Annotated in this window: 17 protein-coding genes; 5 read left to right on the forward strand and 12 right to left on the reverse strand. The window is 66.7% G+C overall.

The window, feature by feature from the left end; all coding sequences use genetic code 11:
* Positions 1 to 46: 46 nt before the first annotated feature.
* From DEIPR_RS03490 to DEIPR_RS03530, 9 genes are all read right to left on the reverse strand, one after another.
* Positions 47 to 2,011 (reverse strand): secretin N-terminal domain-containing protein, encoded by a 1,965-nt coding sequence (locus DEIPR_RS03490; RefSeq protein WP_342626726.1) that lies wholly within the window; start codon positions 2,009 to 2,011, stop codon positions 47 to 49.
* A gap of 12 nt (positions 2,012 to 2,023) precedes the next feature.
* A complete protein-coding gene (locus DEIPR_RS14140; protein WP_013614456.1) occupies positions 2,024 to 3,541 on the reverse strand; it encodes a hypothetical protein in 1,518 nt (505 codons plus the stop codon).
* On the reverse strand, positions 3,538 to 4,218 hold the full coding sequence (locus DEIPR_RS03500) for a type IV pilus inner membrane component PilO (RefSeq protein WP_013614457.1): 681 nt from the start codon (positions 4,216 to 4,218) through the stop codon (positions 3,538 to 3,540). The genes DEIPR_RS14140 and DEIPR_RS03500 overlap by 4 nt, the downstream gene beginning before the upstream one ends.
* A complete protein-coding gene (locus DEIPR_RS03505; RefSeq protein WP_013614458.1) occupies positions 4,218 to 4,979 on the reverse strand; it encodes a fimbrial assembly protein in 762 nt (253 codons plus the stop codon). The genes DEIPR_RS03500 and DEIPR_RS03505 overlap by 1 nt, the downstream gene beginning before the upstream one ends.
* On the reverse strand, positions 4,972 to 6,060 hold the full coding sequence (gene pilM, locus DEIPR_RS03510; RefSeq protein ID WP_013614459.1) for a type IV pilus assembly protein PilM: 1,089 nt from the start codon (positions 6,058 to 6,060) through the stop codon (positions 4,972 to 4,974). The genes DEIPR_RS03505 and pilM overlap by 8 nt, the downstream gene beginning before the upstream one ends.
* 208 nt (positions 6,061 to 6,268) lie before the next feature.
* Positions 6,269 to 7,051 carry a hypothetical protein gene (locus DEIPR_RS03515; protein WP_148231766.1) on the reverse strand — a complete coding sequence of 261 codons (783 nt, stop codon included), beginning with the start codon at positions 7,049 to 7,051 and terminating at the stop codon, positions 6,269 to 6,271.
* A gap of 36 nt (positions 7,052 to 7,087) precedes the next feature.
* Positions 7,088 to 8,404 carry a UDP-N-acetylmuramoyl-tripeptide--D-alanyl-D-alanine ligase gene (gene murF, locus DEIPR_RS03520; RefSeq protein ID WP_013614461.1) on the reverse strand — a complete coding sequence of 439 codons (1,317 nt, stop codon included), beginning with the start codon at positions 8,402 to 8,404 and terminating at the stop codon, positions 7,088 to 7,090.
* Positions 8,405 to 8,495: 91 nt separating this feature from the next.
* The gene (locus DEIPR_RS03525) at positions 8,496 to 10,058 is read right to left on the reverse strand and encodes a DAK2 domain-containing protein (RefSeq protein WP_041221928.1); all 1,563 of its coding nucleotides are present in this window, start codon (positions 10,056 to 10,058) and stop codon (positions 8,496 to 8,498) included.
* A 28-nt stretch (positions 10,059 to 10,086) separates the two neighbouring features.
* Positions 10,087 to 10,485, reverse strand: coding sequence for an Asp23/Gls24 family envelope stress response protein (locus tag DEIPR_RS03530; RefSeq protein WP_013614463.1), 399 nt, complete (start codon positions 10,483 to 10,485; stop codon positions 10,087 to 10,089).
* Positions 10,486 to 10,622: 137 nt separating this feature from the next.
* On the opposite strand from DEIPR_RS03530, the gene DEIPR_RS03535 reads away from it, so the two are divergent.
* The 4 genes from DEIPR_RS03535 to DEIPR_RS03550 are packed head-to-tail and all read left to right on the forward strand — an operon-like array spanning position 10,623 to position 12,888.
* Complete coding sequence (locus DEIPR_RS03535) at positions 10,623 to 11,228, forward strand: molybdopterin-dependent oxidoreductase (RefSeq protein WP_013614464.1); 606 nt, start codon at positions 10,623 to 10,625, stop codon at positions 11,226 to 11,228.
* Between the two features lie 28 nt (positions 11,229 to 11,256).
* Complete coding sequence (locus DEIPR_RS03540) at positions 11,257 to 11,820, forward strand: mismatch-specific DNA-glycosylase (protein WP_013614465.1); 564 nt, start codon at positions 11,257 to 11,259, stop codon at positions 11,818 to 11,820.
* A 25-nt stretch (positions 11,821 to 11,845) separates the two neighbouring features.
* Positions 11,846 to 12,265 carry an OsmC family protein gene (locus DEIPR_RS03545; RefSeq protein WP_013614466.1) on the forward strand — a complete coding sequence of 140 codons (420 nt, stop codon included), beginning with the start codon at positions 11,846 to 11,848 and terminating at the stop codon, positions 12,263 to 12,265.
* A 14-nt stretch (positions 12,266 to 12,279) separates the two neighbouring features.
* Positions 12,280 to 12,888, forward strand: a complete 609-nt coding sequence (locus tag DEIPR_RS03550; protein ID WP_041221929.1) for a hypothetical protein — start codon at positions 12,280 to 12,282, stop codon at positions 12,886 to 12,888.
* Here the strand turns inward: DEIPR_RS03550 and DEIPR_RS03555 are convergent.
* Positions 12,885 to 13,472 carry a Maf family protein gene (locus DEIPR_RS03555; protein WP_013614467.1) on the reverse strand — a complete coding sequence of 196 codons (588 nt, stop codon included), beginning with the start codon at positions 13,470 to 13,472 and terminating at the stop codon, positions 12,885 to 12,887. The genes DEIPR_RS03550 and DEIPR_RS03555 overlap by 4 nt on opposite strands.
* Positions 13,473 to 13,508: 36 nt before the next feature.
* Positions 13,509 to 14,264: an alpha/beta fold hydrolase gene (locus DEIPR_RS03560; protein ID WP_013614468.1), complete on the reverse strand. Its 756-nt coding sequence runs from the start codon at positions 14,262 to 14,264 to the stop codon at positions 13,509 to 13,511.
* A gap of 224 nt (positions 14,265 to 14,488) precedes the next feature.
* Between DEIPR_RS03560 and DEIPR_RS03565 the strand changes: the two genes are divergently transcribed.
* Complete coding sequence (locus DEIPR_RS03565) at positions 14,489 to 15,994, forward strand: SulP family inorganic anion transporter (RefSeq protein WP_013614469.1); 1,506 nt, start codon at positions 14,489 to 14,491, stop codon at positions 15,992 to 15,994.
* A gap of 17 nt (positions 15,995 to 16,011) precedes the next feature.
* Here the strand turns inward: DEIPR_RS03565 and DEIPR_RS03570 are convergent, their stop codons facing one another.
* Complete coding sequence (locus DEIPR_RS03570) at positions 16,012 to 16,482, reverse strand: hypothetical protein (protein WP_013614470.1); 471 nt, start codon at positions 16,480 to 16,482, stop codon at positions 16,012 to 16,014.
* Between the last annotated feature and the right edge of the window lie 14 nt (positions 16,483 to 16,496).

Below are 16,496 nucleotides of genomic sequence, written 5' to 3' on the forward strand. Positions count from 1 at the left end.
GCCAAAGCCCCCAGCCAGGGGCCGGGGGCGTGCAGGCAAAGAAGCCTTATTCGATGATGTCGCCGGTAATCACGAACAGCATCTGGGTGCCGTTGTTGGTGGTGCTCTGCTCGCCGGCCAGGGCGCCCAGGCCGGGAATCTGCGACAGGAAAGGCAGGCCCGACTTGGTCGTGGAGTTGTTCTCGGCCATCAGGCCGGCCAGCAGCACGGTTTCGCCGCTCTTGAACGAAATCTTGGTCTGGGCGTCGCTGTTCAGGAAGTCAAGCAGGCTGGGAGCACCTCCCGAAGCAAGGGCAGCATTGAGTGCCTCGCGGTTACGCAGCTCGTTGATCTGGCCGCGCACGCGCAAGGTGATGGTGCCGTCAGGGGCCACAGACGGCTCGAAGAAGTCCAGCACCACGCCGTAAGGAATGGTTTTCTCAATATTGCTGCCCTCGGCCCCGATGATGTTCAGCTCCAGGCGGCCGCCCGAGCGGATAGACGCGGCAGCGGTCGAAGAAGCGTCCTGGCTGCCGGTTCCCGCATTCAGGCTGCCCTGGCCGCTCTGCATGCTGACGGTGCCGTCGTAGACCCGCTTGGCCACGCGCTGCGATTCCAGGGCATTCAGCGCTGGGAAGATGTTGAAGCCGGTCACGGTCTGCAGCGGGTTGAAGCTGGCAGTCAGGCCGCTGGGCAGAATCCCCACGTTGAAGCCGCCCGCCGTCACGCGCCAGTTGACTCCCAGGGTCTTGGTGGCTTCCTCGTTGATTTCCTGAATCCGCACCTGCAGGTTGATTTGCGGCACCTTGCGGTCAAGGGTCGGAATCAGTTCGGCAATCTGGGCCACCTGGGTGGGGGTGCCGCGCACAATCAGGCTGTTGGTGCGGGGGTCAGCGATGATGGTGGCCTCCTGAGAGGCCAGCCGGGTAGCGTCGCCCAGAGCCGTGTTGGTCCCGCTCACGGTACTGTTGGTTCCTGCACTGCTGTTGGTTCCTGCACTGCTGGTGGAAGTCACTTCACGGGAGCCGGTGGTACCCGCGGAATTGATGGCAGCGCCGGTAACCTGCCGGGCCAGCGTGTCGGTCAGCACCTGCTTGACATCGTCAGCTTTAGCATTGACCAGTTGGAATACCCGCTGAGTGGCAGCGCCTGATGCCGGGTCTATCTTCGTCAGCAGAGTGAGGGCCTGTGCTACGTCCTCCTGAGCGCCGCGCAGCACCAACTGTTTGCTGCTGCCTACGGTGGAAACCCGGATGCCGGGGTACTCGGCGGTAATGAAGGTGCTCAGCTCCTTAACGTCTCCGTTGACCGAGTAGATTTCCTGGACACTGGGACCCGCACTGGTGCTGGCCAGTGTTCCACGCGGGTCCTGGTCCAGTTCACGCAGCAGGCGCTCCACCTGGGTAATTTCTGCGTTGTTTCCGCGAATAATCACGCTGCGGTTGCGGGCATCGGGAATGATGCGCAGCGTAGGCGAGTCGAGCTTCACGTCCACGATGGTCCGTGTGGTAGCGACATTGGCGCCCGCTGCATTGGTCTGAGCGGTCTCGGAATACACCGGGCTGCCAAAAAACAGCTTGACCTGCTCGGCGGCGGCCACCGGGTCGGCGTTTTGCAGCCTCACCACGCGCTGCACGGGAGTGTTGCTTACGCGCAATACCGGCTGTCCTCCCAACTCCGTCACCGTGTAGTTCAGCCCATACACGTCCATCAAGAGCGGCCAGACTTCGTTGAAGGGCTTGTCGCGGAAGGAGTAGGCGACCGGGCGGGCCTGCGCGCCTTCGGCGGCCAGGGTGTCCACGTTCACTTCCAGCACCAGCTCGTAGCCAGCCGACTTGGCAATGGCGCCCAGCAGGCCGGAAAGCGGGCCCTGGTAGCGGCCAGTCTCGATGGTGATGTTGGCCCGGGACAGGGCGGGGTCGCTGGCCGCACTCTGGGTCTGGGCAGCGGCGGGAGCAGAGGAGACCGGGGCCGTCTGAGCGGCGCCCAGGCCCAGGGCGGCAGTGACAAACAGGGCAGTTGCGTATTTCATCATGTTCACCTTTTACTGAAGGGGTTCAAGTTCGAGTTTGAGCGAATCCTGACCGAGTGCCAGCGTCACGCTGTTGGCGGTAATCTGCTCCACCACGATGTCGGTGTCTGGCAGGCGGTCGCCCTTGGCAAGGACCATGAAGCCCTGGCTGCTCTTGAAGATGGCGGTATCGGTGGGGCCCAGCACGGCGCCGGTAAAGCGCAGGTTTTGGCGGTTCAGCGTGCGCGAAAGGAGCGTGCTGTCGTTGGGGGCGCCCACGCCCTGGTCGTCGCCGTACTGGGTCAGCAGGTCTGGCTGACCAGGAGCCGGCAGCGGGACCGACAGCGCGGAGGCCGGAGTGCCGCCTGCGCCGGTGCTGGCGCCGGAGCCAGTGCGGGGGCGGCTGGCCACGGCGCCCAGGTCGGGCTCGGCTACGCCGGCAACCGGGCCGGTGCTGGCCGAGCTGCCTGCGCCGCTGGTGGCCGGCCGGCTGCCGGACCCGCTGCCCGACAGGGTGCCGGCCGGAACGGCTTCGGGATAGTCGTCGGGGTTGTCGAAGGCCCAGGGCACCAGGGTGCCGCTGGTGGCGGGTGCCGGTGCGGTGGCGGGGCGGCCGGTGCCCGCTGCGCTACCGGTGCTTCTGGCGGTGCTAGAACTGGCGCGGCCTGCGCTGGCGGTGCCGCTAGTGGAGTTGCCAGTACTGGCATTGCCCCTGCCCGAGTTGCCCGTGCTGGAATTACTGGCGCTGCTGGCCGGGGTGCGGCTGGCGGAAGCTGCGCTGCCGGTCACGGCGACCGGGGTGCTGTCGGGGCCCAGAACCCAGGTCGTGGTGGCGCCACTGGTCCGGCTGCCCGCACTGCTGACCTGCCCTGCACCGCTGCTGCTGCCGGTGCTACTGCTAGAGCGGCCTGCGCTGGTGCTGCGGCTGGCGGCAGACGGACTGGAGCTCTCGGTGCCGCTGCTGGCGCCAGTTCCCGCTGCCGGGAAGCTGGGGCTGCCAGCTGCCGAGTAACGGGGTGGTGCGGCAATCGCCACGCTGGGTTCGGCGAAGCTGGGCTGCGGCTCAGGTGCGGGCTGGAGTGCGCTGCCATTGTCTGCCACCGCGCCGGCCGGCGTCGAGCCGTCCTTGGTCAGCTTGAGCGGCTTGAAGGGATTGCGCGAGGGCACCGCTGCCAGCGGGGTATCGGGGTTGATGCCGCCCAGCTTGGCCGGATTGGCCACCGCCGCCGGGGCGCTGCTCAGCGGGGGAATGGTGCCGGGTGCCGCCGCATTGCCGCTGACCGTGCCGGGTGCTCCGGCCACGTCGGTGGTGCTGACGGTCGTGACGGTGGTGCTGCTGGCATCTCCCGTTTCCGTGACCACGGTGGACTCGGTGACGGTGGTGTCTACGGTATCTGCGTCGGTGTTGCGGCTGTTGAAGTAGAACGCCAGGGCGCCGGCCAGCAGCAGGGTTGCCAGTGCGGCGAGCAGCAGCTTCATTTCGCGGGTCAGGCCGCCGGCAGGCGTGGCCCCGCCGTAGGTGTCCTGGTCGGTGTAGTTGGGGTCCGTCATTGGGCGGCTCCTTGTGCAGCAGGCGCGGTGGCCGCGTCGCTGGCCGCAGCGCCGGAAGCGTCGGTGGCCGGGGCGCCGGTTGCAGGAGCGGGTGCGGTGGGCGGCGCCGCCAGGCTGGGGTCGAAGGTATAGACCGTCATATTGAGGGTGCCGCCCAGCTCCGGGTTGAAGCTGGTGGCTTCAGGCGACTGCAGCGTGAGCTGGTCGATGGTGGTGAAGCGGTTCATGGTTTCCATGGCACGCAGGGTGCGGAACACCTCGCCGTAGGTGCCGGCCAGGGTCATGGAGATGGGAATCGGCCGCACGCCGCCGGGCAGGTCGGCCGTGGCTGGGCCGCCCGCCACATTCACGCCGCGAATCTGGGTGCCGGAAGCCTGAGCATTGCCGCGCATCTCGCCCAGCAGCTGGGCCATCTCGTTGTTCTGGGGCAGCGCGGCCACGAACTCGGCACGCTCCTGGCGCAGGCCGGCCACTTCTTCACGCAGGGCCGGCAGACGGGCTTCGGCCTGGCGGTACTGCGACACCTTGAGTTCGGCCGCTTCGATATCGGTCTTCAGGGTGGCGATTTCCTGCTGGCGGGCCTGATAGCGGAAGGTGTACCACAGGCCCAGTACCAGGAACGACAGGGCCAGGGCAAGAAAAAAGATGTATTTGGGGTCAAGGCGAGTTTTGGTCATCACATCTGTCCTCCGCTGGCAGGGGCAGCCGGGGTGGCCGCAGCCGGAGCGGGGGCTGCCGGGGCCGGTGCAGCGGGAGCGGGAGCTGCGCCGCTGGCGGGGGCCGCGGCGCTGCCACCGCCTGCCGGGGCCGTGCCGCCGGCGGTGCTGGGAGCCGCTCCGGCCACCCCCACACTGGCCGAGAAGGTGTACGGCGAGGCTTCGTTGTCCGGTTCTTTGCGCTGCATGCCCTGGAACACGATGCCGAATTTGGGATTGCTCTCGAAGGCATTCAGCAGGTCCACGACGGCCTGCGCCGTGGTGGCGGTGCCGGTCAGGGTGAATTCCCGGCTAACGCTGCCGCCTTCCACACCGCTTTGCTGCATATCGGCCGACTGCTGCGTGGCCGTGTGCATGTCGAGGCTGTCGAGTGCCACGCTTCCCCCGGCTGGCAGCTGCGCGGTAAAGGCGGCCAGGTCGTTGCTCCAGTAGCTTTTGCCGTCGCGCAGCGTGCGGGCCACATTGGTCACCTGTTCCAGCTCGGTCTTTTCGGTCTGCAACTTGTCGAATTCAGTCTTGGCAGGTTGCAGCGCGGCAATCTCGCCGTTGAGGCGTTCCAGGTCGGTCCTCAGCCCGCTGACCTGCGAAGCGTAGTACAGCTCCATGCCGGCCACCGTGGCCAGGCTGAGCAGGCCAGTGACCGCGGCGGCAATCAGCCAGCCCTGCCCCTCGCCGCTGCCCTGTCGGCGCTGCGAGGCCGGTAAAAGATTGACTTCAACCACGTTTCACTCCCCTCAGGGCCAGGCCCAGCGGAACGGTGTACTCGGGGCCGTACTCGTGCAGGGCCGGGTCGTCTGCTGTCAGGGTCACGTGGTCCCAGGGGCGCACGATTTCGGCAGGAATACCCAGGGCCTCGCTCATGGCGCTGCTCAGGCCGCTCAGTTTGGCGCCGCCGCCGGCCAGCACCAGCTGGTCGATAATCAGGTCGCCGCTCTGCACGCGGTAGAACTCCAGCGAGCGCCGCACCTCGGTAATCAGGTCGATGGTTGCCGGGCGCAGCGCCTCGGCCACGCGGGCGGGGCTGTGCAGCTGTCCGCTGTCCACCGGGCTGCTGCCCGGCACCTGATAGCCCAATTTGAGCGCTTCGGCCGCGCTGAAATCCAGGTCGAAGGCCCGCTGCAGCGCCGTGGTGAAGTCGTCGGCGGCCACGTTGATGTTGCGGGCCATCAGCAGGCGTTCGCCGCGGACCAGGCCGATCACAGAAGAACTGGCGCCGATTTCGAGCGCCAGTACGACCTCGGCGGGACCGATGTTTCTCTGTCCGATGGTCCGCAGCGCCGCGAAACTCTTGACGTCCACGACGGTAGGCTGGAGCCCGGCCATCTGCAGGGTTTCGATGTGGCGGCCCACCACGTCATTGGGCACAGCGGCAATCACCACTTCCATCTGGGCGTCTTCCGGCAGGGTGCTAGGGTCGTCCAGCACGTCGAAGTCCAGCGTCACTTCGTCAATGGGGTAGGGGATGTAGCGCTCCGCCTCGTAACGAATCACGTCGCTGCTGCGCAGTTCCTTGAGCTCCATGCGCGGAATCATGATGTTGCGGGTGACGGTCGCCTGGTTGGGAATGGCCGTCACCACCTGTTTGTGGCTGATTCCACTGCGGCCGAGCAGAGACCGGATTTCGGCGGCCACCGCCTGCGGCTCCACCACGCTGCCGTCACGCATGGCGCCCAGCGGAGTCGGTGTCATGACCGCCTGCTGCACCGCCATACCGCCGGGAGCCAGTGCCACCGCTTTGATGGCACTGGTCCCAATTTCCAGGCCAAAGGCCTGCTCACCCGATTTGCGAAAGTAACCTGTCATCCACCCTCCAGAATTCCCGATTGGACTACTCTTCCCTGAGTCGCAAACAAGAAGTTTCTAAACTTTGGGGAAGTATGCCGGGTTTTACCTCACAGAATTCATTCAAGTGCTGACAGGGCCGGCGCTCACTTCCCGGTCATTCGGGCAATTCGGCTCCAGGCAGCAGAAAGGGGCCTGATGGGGCCCCTCACAAAATGAGAAGAGTGAACTATTGCCCCAGTCGGATGAGCTGCCACTGGCCGGCGCCTCCAAGCAAAACGTAAGTTTCGTTTCCAATCATTCCAAACGCTTGGGCTGGGCCTGGGAGCGCCGCGGCAGACGGGTCACCCGCGCGGAACACCTGGCTGCCGCGCAGCTCCAGTCGGCCCAGTCGGCCCGACAGGGTGGGCACCTGCGTGACCTCGGCCCCGCCGGGCACGGCCAGCAGGAAGCGGCCGCTGCCTTCTGCCAGTGCTCCCGCGTGGCCGCTGTCCACCTGCCACAAGCGGCCAGCCACCAGCGCGTAGTCGCGGCCGTCGCCGCCGGTCAGCACCTGCGTGGGCCGGCCCAGCGTGCCGGGCATCTCGGCGGCGCTGTACGACAGGGCGCTGCCGTCCTCGCGGTAGATGCGGGTAGACGACATCGCCACCACCCGGCCAGCCGGCAGGGTTTCGGCCGCCCCGTCCACCGTCACCACCTGCCCCAGACTGGGCAGCGCGGCCCAAGCCCGTCCTTCATTCCAGGCGACCGCGCCGGTGGCCGCCGGCCAGCGTGGGCAGACCGGCCGCAACTGCGGCACCCGCGCCACGCACGCCTGGCGGCCGTCGCTCCACACGGCGCCCCCGTCGGAAAAAGCGGCCTGAACTTGCGGAGCCTGGACCTGTGGAGTCTGCGTCTGCCCCTGTAAGCCGGTCAGCGGCCCCCCGCCCAGTGGAGCCGGAGCGCAGGCGGCCAGGGTGCCCAGCAGGGCAGCCAGGGCAGGAGCGGCAGGGAAGCGGCGCAGCAGGGTCATGGTGCTATTCAAGCAGCCGCCCATGAGTGCCGGGCTTCAGGCCGTCTCAGGCTGCTGGTCACGCCATTTCAGCAGCTCGCTGACCACGGTTTCCAGCCCCACGCCCTCCTGGGCCCGCTGCTCCGGAGTCATGGAAATTCCCCGGCTGGCCTTCACCAGAATCACGTCGCCGTCCTGGACTTCCGCTTTCAGGGCGGCAGTCAGTTCCGGCACGGTGCGGTGGGCATGGTGGCCCAGTAGCTCGGCGTAGGGGCCCACGCCAAAGCATAGGTCGGCGCTTTCGCAGGCGCTGCGGCCCACTTCGGCGTGCAGCTCGGGGGCGGTGGGTCCCAGCTCCAGCATGGTGCCCAGCACCGAGATGCGGCGGCCCCGGAAGTTCTGCAGGGCGCTCAGCGCCGCCTGCACGGCCAGCGGGCTGGCATTGTAGGCATCGTCAATCACGGTGTAGCGGCCCGAATGAATCTGATACCGGCCGCTGGGCACCTGCACCTGCTCCACGCGCTGAATGGCGGCGGCCAGCGGCACCCCGTAGGTTTCGGCCAGATACAGGCCCAGCACTGCTGCTTCGGCCTGCACCTGCGCGGCGTTCGGCAGGTGAACCGTCTGGCCCCGGTAGGTGAAGTCGGCCCCCTGCTCGTTGACACGCAGGTCCTGCCCGCTGTGCTGCACCGGCAGTTCGGGCGTGGAAAAGCCGTAAATCTCCTGCTCCGGGAACCAGACCCGCGCCTGATTCCCCACCAGCGCACGTGGCGAGTGCAGAATCTTGCCCTTTTCCTGAGCAATCACTTCCAGGCTGCTGAGGCCTTCCAGATGCGCCGCGCCGATAGAGGTCAGCACACCCACGTCAGGGCGGACCAGGCTGATCAGCCGGTCCATTTCGCCCACGCGGTCAATGCCCATCTCGACCACCAGCGGCCGCTCCGAGCTGCCGAACTCGGTCAGAAAGCAGGCGATGGCCGGGATCGTGTTGTACACCGGCATGTAATGCGCGTCCAGCGCGGCGGCCACATAGGACTTGGTGGTGGTTTTGCCCACGCTGCCGGTCACTCCGACCACCAGGGGGTTCTTCGCCCGCTCCTGCTGCGCCCAGGCGGTCAGGGCGGCCAGCGAATCGGGCACTTCCACCGTGCGCGGCAGCCGGCTGGCCGCGCCGGGCAGGTCGGTCAGCACGAAGGGAGCGCCGCGCTCCAGCGCCGCTTCGATAAAGCGGTTGCCGTGGTCCCGTTCGCCGGGCAGGGCCACGAACGCGGTGTCGGCGTCCGCCTGCCGGGAATCCCAGGTCAGGCGGACGCCGGGGCGAGCCTGCGGATGAACCGTCGCTTCGAAAGGCAGGGGACCATGAGGGCTAAGCATCCCCCGGAGCCTAGCAAAAGCAGGTGAGGAACATAAAGGCGCATTGAACTCCTTGCCGCGTCCCTCTGCTGCCCCACCCGCCACAGCAGCTTTACTCCACCAGTACGAGGTAATCGTACAGCTCAGGGCCGCCGGCCGAGGTCTGAATCTCCAGCAGCGGGAACTCGGTTTCCAGCTGTTCGGTCAGCGCTTGTAGCCGCTCAGCCGGCGTGTTCACACTGCGGAAGACGGTGACCACCTCGGCCTCCTCGGCGCGGGTGCGGACCAGGGCCAGCACCGCCTCCTCGGGGGTCCCGCCCGCATAGACCAGCTCGTCGTCCTGCAGGCCGATCACGTCGCCCTCGGCGATGTTCAGCGTGCGGCCGTCCGGCGTGGTGTGGGACGTGCTGCGGCTGGCGCGGGTAATTTCAAAGGTGGTCACGCGGTCTGCACCTGCTTGCAGCTCGGCGGTCAGTTCGGCGGCGGGGCGGCCCGGGTCAAAGCCCAGTGCTGCGCCCAGGCCCTGGCCCAGCGTGCGGGTGGGCACGACTACGGCGCGGCCCGCCAGCAGCTCGGCAGCCTTGTCGGCGGCCATCAGCACGTTCTTGTTGTTGGGCAGGACAATCACCTGCTCGGCGCTGACGCTGTTCACCGCGTCCACGATGTCCTGCACGCTGGGGTTGGCAGTCTGCCCGCCCGAGACGATGCGGGCTCCCAGTGCCCGGAACTGCTTGATGACGCCGTCGCCGGCGGCCACCGCCACCAGGCCGCTGGCAGGCCGCTGGTCCTCGGCCTGCACCGCCGCGCCGGAGCCGGCCAGGATTTCGGTGTGCTGCTCGGCCATGTCCTCCACCTTGGTCTTGAGCATCCGCCCGTGCCGGCCCACGGTGGCCAGGAGTTCGTCAGGGCGGTCGGTGTGGATGTGGCCCTTGACATAGCCTTCCGCGCCCACCACCAGCAGCGAGTCGCCGAAGGGAGCCACCAGCTCGCGGATGTCCTCGATAGGCAGCTGGGCCCCGTCCATCAGGAACTCGGTGCAAAAGCCGTATTCCTCGGTCTCGAAGGCTTGCTGGGCGTTGCTGCTCACCTCAGGGGCGTCGGGCAGCGCCTCGCCCAGCAGCGCGGCCAGCATGCCGCGCACCACGTACAGCAGGCCCTGGCCGCCGCTGTCCACCACGCCGGCCTGGCGCAGCGCAGGAAGCATGTCCTGCGTCTGAATCAGGTAGTCCTGGCCGGTCGCCACGGCGTTTTCCAGGACTTCCTGCACGGTGCTGCCGGTCTGGGCCCCTTCAGCGATGCCGCGCGCCACAGTCAGGATGGTGCCTTCGACCGGCTTCATCACAGCCTTGTAGCCGCTCTTCTGGGCTTCGGCAAAGGCGGCTTTCAGGGCGGCCGCGTTGATGGCGGGCAGGTCACGGACCGATTCGGCAAAGCCGCGCAGCAGCTGCGAGAGAATCACGCCCGAGTTGCCGCGTGCGCCCAGCAGCGCCCCGTAGCTGATGGCCTTGGACACGGCGCGCATCTCGGCGGTGTCGCAGGTGTCCAGTTCGCGGCGCACCGACTGCATGGTCAGGTGCATGTTGGTGCCGGTGTCGCCGTCAGGAACCGGGTACACGTTCAGCGCGTTGACCTGCTCACGGTGTACGCCCAGCCAGTCGGTGGCGGTGCGGAGCATCTGGGCCAGTTGGGAGGAGGAGAGGGCTTCACTCACGGCTGACCCCCACCACGTTCACGCCGACCTGCTGTAGTTCGATGCCGGCATGGGTCCGCACGATGTGCTTGACCCGGTCTTCGATGTTCTGCGCCACGGTGGGAATACTGACCCCGTACGCCACAATGACATTCACCTCGGCCCAGTAGGGAGCGTCTGCGGCAGGCTTTTCCTTGCGGGCCCTGCCCTTTTCGCCGTGCTGGCCCTTGTCGCCCCGGTGGAGGGTCACGCCGTCTTTGACCTGCGAGCGCCCCAGCGCCTTGGTGATGCCTTCTTTGAGGTTGACCGGGGCCATGCCCACCACACCGGGAATCTCGTGTGCGGTCAGGCCAATCAGCGAGGCGAGCGCTGTATCGGTAATGTGAATGGTGCCTTTGGATGCCTTACTCATGAGTAGGGCCGAGTATAGGCGCTCCTGCAGGCGTCTGCTGAGCTGCGGCCCCCGAAGGCCCCTGCTGGAAGGCTCCAGCCTGAAGGTCACTGGGCTGCTAGGTCACTGGGCTGCCGACTCCCTTTAGCATCTGTTCCATGAGCCGCCGCAAACACTTTGCCGACCCGCCGCCCGAACTGAGCGGGCGCTTCCCGCCCCGGCAGCGGCTGGCGCTGGGTTTTCCCACGCTGACCGCCGCGCCCCCGCCTGAGCTGTTGCCCACCCGCGAAGACTGGACACTGCGGGTGTTCGGCCTCGCCGCCGAGCGCACCTTCACCTGGGCCGACCTGCTGGCGCTGCCGCAAAGCACCCTGACGCTGGACATCCACTGTGTCACCCACTGGAGCAAGCTGGATACTGTCTGGACCGGCGTCCGTACCCGCGACCTGCTGGCGGCGCTGGAACTGTCACCACAGGCCACCCACGTCATGGCGCACGCGCACGGCGACTACAGCGCGGCCCTCTCGCTGGACGACTGGCGGCGCGAAGACCTGCTGCTGGCCCACAGCTACGCAGGCGAGGCGCTGGAAGAAAAACACGGCGGCCCGCTGCGTTTGGTGGCACCGCACCGCTATTTCTGGAAATCGGTCAAATGGCTGGAAGGGCTGGAATTTATGGACCGCGACCGCCCTGGCTACTGGGAAGCGCGGGGCTACCATCACCGGGGCGACCCCTGGAAAAGCGAGCGCTGGGAGAGGGATTGAACCCGCGAGGGCTGCCAGAATAGACCCTATGACTTCCGATTTTTCCTCTTCAGAACGCACCCCCGAAGGGTACTTCGTACCGGATGTGCTGCAAGAGGGCCTGACGCTGGTGCTGGTGGGCACGGCCCCGAGCAAGCGCTCGGCAGCGGCGCGGGCCTACTACGCCAACCCGCAAAACAAGTTCTGGCGCACCCTGCACGCGGTGGGCCTCACGCCGCGCCAACTGGCCCCTGGCGAGTACCCCACGCTGCCGCAGTACGGCATCGGCCTGACCGACGTGGCCAAGCGCCATAGCGGGGTGGACGCCGCCCTGCCGTCGGACGCCTGGAACCCCGACGAACTGCGCGAGAAAATCCGCCGCTGGCAGCCGCGCATCGTGGCGTTCACTTCCAAGCGCGGGGCCGCCGAAACCCTCGGCCTACCGACGGGCCGCCTACCCTACGGACGGCAGGTGATGGACCTGGAAGGCGCGGAGCTGTGGGTGCTGCCTTCCACCAGTCCGCTGGGGCACAACCACTTTTCGCTGGAGCCGTGGCAACTGCTGGCGGCGCGTGTGGCAGAGCTGAAAGCAGCCAAGCGCTCAGACCCTTAAACCTTCTGGCCCTTAGACTGACCCTATGGCAAACACCAAAACCGTGAACATCGACTGGCTGGGCGAACAGCGCTACGTGGGCCGCAGCGAAAACGGTCAGCAACTGCTGATTGACAACAGCGCCAACAAGGTGGGCGTGTCCCCGATGGACGCCCTGCTGGCCGCGCTGGGCACCTGCACTGCTTACGACGTGGTGGGCATCATGGAAAAGCGCAAGACGCCGCTGAGCAGCTACCGCATTGAGGTGGAAGGCGAGCGGGCCGACACCACCCCGGCCCGCTACACCCGCATCACCGTGCGCCACATCGCGGGCGGCGAGGGCGTAACAAAGGAGCAACTGGAAAAAGCCGCGCACCTCAGCCACGAGAAATACTGCTCGGTGGCGGCCAGCCTGAACGCCGAAATCGTGCTGGACGTGCGGCTGGCGGAAGGCTCGGAAGGCTGAGCATCCGTTTCATCTTGGAAGGTGTCAGTGGCACGGGCAAAAGCTCGGCGCTACGGGCCTTCCTGCATTCGCCTGCCTGGACTGAACGGGCAGGTCTATCTGGCCTGGTGCTGACCGAGCACCACACGGGCCGCACCGTGGAGGCGCTGTCCCAACCTACTCCTGCCAATTGGCTGGATACATTGAGCCACACAGCAGACTATGTGCAGGCTTTGGCTGCGGCGCAGGCCAGGATGGATTGGGACACCAGAGGAAGGGTCAATCACCGCCTCAGCGCCGTGCTAGAGCGTTTTCACTTTTCAGCACTGCTGGCTTGTCCGCAGTTGACCTGGGAAGACGTAGCCCCACTGGACAGCGCTCTGGCTGAATTGGGCTTCGGCCTGTGTGTGCTGACTCTTTCAGAATCAGCCTTGGCCGAGCGCCTCGCCACTGCCGCTGTGCAGCGACATCCAGCGTGGCAGGCGCATGCACAGACACTCGGCCACACTGCCGAGGCACAGGCGCATGCTTTGGCAGGGCAGCAGGCGCGGCTGCTTGAACTGGCGGAGCGTTCACGCCTGCCGCTTAGGGTGATTGCAGCAGACGGACTGGACCTATCAGCCGTGGCCGCTCAGTTGGGCTAGTCCCACCGCGTCTTCACCCCACCCTGCCGCAGCAGCTCCAGCGTGCGCGTGAGCGGTAGGCCCACCACGTTGGAATAGTCGCCGTCTATACGCGACACCAGCGCCATGCCTAGGCCCTGAATGCCGTAGCCGCCCGCTTTGTCCAGGCCCTCCCCGCTGGCCGCGTAGTGCGCGATTTCGGCAGGGGAGAGGCGGCGAAAGGTGACGGAGGTAGCGGTGTGGGCCGTATGACTCTGCCCCCCCATCACCAGGCACAAACCCGTGATGACCGTATGGGTCTGCCCGCTCAGCAGCCCGATAAACTCGCGGTTTTCGGCCTCATCCTGCGGCTTGCCGAGCAGCTTGCCGTCCAGTGCCACCACCGTATCGGCCCCGAGGACCGCGCGGTTCGGGTGAGCAGCAGCCACTGCCTCGGCCTTGCGCTGCGCCAGGGTCACGGCGAGGGCGGCGGGGTCTGTCAGCGGGCTGCTCTCGTCGGCGTCGCTGGCGATGACTTCAAAGTCCTCCAGCAGATGGCCGAGCATTTTGCGGCGGCGTGGGCTGCCAGAAGCGAGGATGAGGGAGGCGGGAGCGTCAGGGGTCATGCGGCTCAGGATAGGGGGTAAAAATTTCCTCTTAAACTATTGTGACTCCGCCCCCAACCAGAATTCCCCCGCCAGGGCGCTGAATATCGCTGGACGCTCCAGCGGAACGAGGTGGCCTGCTCCCCGCACCACTTCCAGCCGTGCCCCCGGAATCAGGGCGGCCATGGCCCTTGCCTGAGCGTGGGTCTGAAGGTTGCGCCCGCCCACCACCATCCGTGTAGGTACGGTCAGCCGTGACAACTGCGCCCGGCTGTCGAAGGCGGTGACGGCCTGCCAGATGGCAAGGTAATCCTGCGGCCTTGACTCAAAGGCTTGCAGCTCTGCCTGTACATACTCACGAAGCGGACGGTTGTGCGGCGCGTAGGCCAGCGCGAAAGCTGCCGCTTGCCCGCGCAGGGGCCAGCGAGCCAGCAGCGGCAGGGTAAGGTCCGTCAGGCGGCGTTCCAGTGGGGTGCTGCGGGTGCCGTAGCTCGTCTCGACCAGCAGCAGCGAGCGCACCCGCTGCGGAGCCGTGAGGGCCAACTGCTGCGCCACCATGCCGCCGAGCGAGTGCCCGCAGACATGCACCTGCTCTACCTCCAGCCGGTCTAGCCAGGTCAGCAGCTCCTGCGCCCACCCTTCCACGCTGTACGGCCCAGGCGTGCGGTCTGCGCCGTGTCCACGCAGGTCCGGAGCCAGCAGGTGAAAGTGCTGTGCCAGCGGGCCGCTGAGTTGCGGCTGCCAGGCCCGCCGCGAGAGGTAAGCCCCGTGCAGCAGCAGGGCCGGAGCGCGGGAGGAGGGCCGTGCAGGCATCAGGCGTAGGCTACCGCGCCATACGGCCAGACAGGGTTGCGTTGCCCAGAGTTCTCGCCTATGCTGCCCCTTGCCGCAGGTGTGTGGTCCCGGCCTTCTCTTGCCAAGAGCCGTGCCGGTTGACCCCCTGACGAAAACTCCATAACGCGCCTTCCCCATGCGGGAAAATTCTCTATGCGCCTCCAGCTTCTGCGCTGGTGGAGTCTTGCGGCAGGAGCCTACTTGTGACCTTTGTTCCCGATTCCTCCCCACGTTTCAACTGGGCCGACTACCGCGCCGAGTGGCTGCGAAACCCCAAAGGTGACCTGCTTTCCGGCATTCTGGTGGCCCTCGCGCTGGTGCCCGAAGCCATCGCCTTTTCCATCATCGCCGGGGTCGCGCCGCAGGTGGGGCTATACGCGTCATTTACCATCGCTCTCGTCATCTCGTTTATGGGCGGGCGGCCTGCCATGATTAGCGCAGCCACAGGTGCGATGGCGCTGCTGATGGTCGGTCTGGTCAAAACCCACGGCCTGGAATACCTGTTCGCAGCGACCATCCTGACGGGCGTGCTGCAAGTCCTGTTCGGCTGGGCGGGGCTGTCGCGCTACCTCAAGTTCGTGCCGCGCCCGGTGATGACCGGCTTTGTCAACGCGCTTGCCATCTTGATTTTTATGGCGCAGCTGCCGCAGTTCGCTGGAGCCAACTGGCAGATGTACGCGATGGTGGCGGCGGGCCTCGCCATCATCTATCTGCTGCCGCGCCTGACCAAAGCGGTGCCGAGTGCCTTGGTCGCCATCGTGGTGCTGACGCTGGTCAGCGTCTGGATGGGCGCGGACGTCAAGACAGTGGGCGACATGGGCGAGTTGCCCGGAGCGCTGCCGCCCTTCCACCTTCCGCAGGTGCCCCTGACGCTGGAGACGCTGAATATCATCTTTCCCGTCGCACTGACCCTGACTTTCGTGGGCCTGCTCGAAAGCCTGCTCACCGCGCAACTGATTGACGAAAAGACCGATACCACGTCCGACAAGAATGCCGAATCACGCGGGCAGGGCGTCGCCAATATCGTGACCGGCTTTTTCGGTGGCATGGCGGGCTGCGCCATGATTGGGCAGAGCATGATTAACGTGACCGGCGGCGGGCGCGGGCGGCTGTCCACCTTCGTAGCGGGAGCCTTTTTGCTGCTGCTGATTCTGGTGTTGCAGGGCACGCTGGTGCAGATTCCGATGGGGGCGCTGGTCGCCGTGATGATTATGGTTAGCATCAGCACCTTCGACTGGGACAGCCTGCGGACGATGGTGACCTATCCGAAGGGAGAAACCATCGTGATGCTGGCGACCGTGCTGGCCACGGTGCTGACCCATGACCTGTCCAAAGGCGTGCTGACTGGCGTCGTGCTGAGCGCGATTTTCTTCGCGCGCAAGGTGTCGCAGCTGTCCAGCGTCTCGCATGCCGACCTGCCGGACGGCAGCCGCGTCTACCGGGTGACGGGGCAGCTCTTTTTCGTGAGCACCCACGATTTCGTCCATCATTTCGACTTCTCGCACCCGGCCCGCCGCGTGGTCATTGACCTTTCGGACGCCCATTTCTGGGACGGTTCGGCCGTGGGAGCGCTGGACAAGGTGGTCTTCAAATTCCGGCAGATGGGCGCCGAACCTGAACTGGTCGGGGTCAACGCGGCGTCGGCCACCCTGATTGAGCGCATCGCCCTGCACGACAAGCCGGGCGCGACTGGGCCGGGCGGTCACTGAGAATCAGCGGGGCCTGCTCAGGCTGTCAGTGGTGAACCGAGCAGCCCCGCCCAATCTCGCCGCCGCAGCCACACCAGGCGGTCTGCGCCCTGCGAGTCCAGCAGCCGCAGCAGCACCAGCCCCGGCGTGACCTTCAACACTTCGGCAGGGCGGGCAGCGGGCCAGGGTGTCGTGCCCGCAAGGGCCTGCGGGTGAGCGTCAAAGCCCCCCGTGCGGCGCGGCCTGAGCCACAGCGGGCGGGTGGTCAGCCCGAGTTGCCCGGCTTGCGGCGTAGCCTCACCCCGCTTGCCACGCCGCAGCGGAGGCCGCAGCGCCGCCCTCACCTGCGTGGCGGGCAGGCCCAACACCGCGGCCAGCCGTTCTGCTGTCCAACCGTCAAACAGCCGCGCCTGAGCTGCCGCCCTGGCATTCCAGGGCCAGCCCAGCAGCGGCCAGAGGCGGGGGCCGTGCTTGGCGGCGCTGAAGGTGGTGGGGGGCTGAGGGGGCAAGGGGTTGGTTAGGT

This window comes from Deinococcus proteolyticus MRP (assembly GCF_000190555.1).
In the GTDB taxonomy this organism is placed as follows: domain Bacteria; phylum Deinococcota; class Deinococci; order Deinococcales; family Deinococcaceae; genus Deinococcus; species Deinococcus proteolyticus.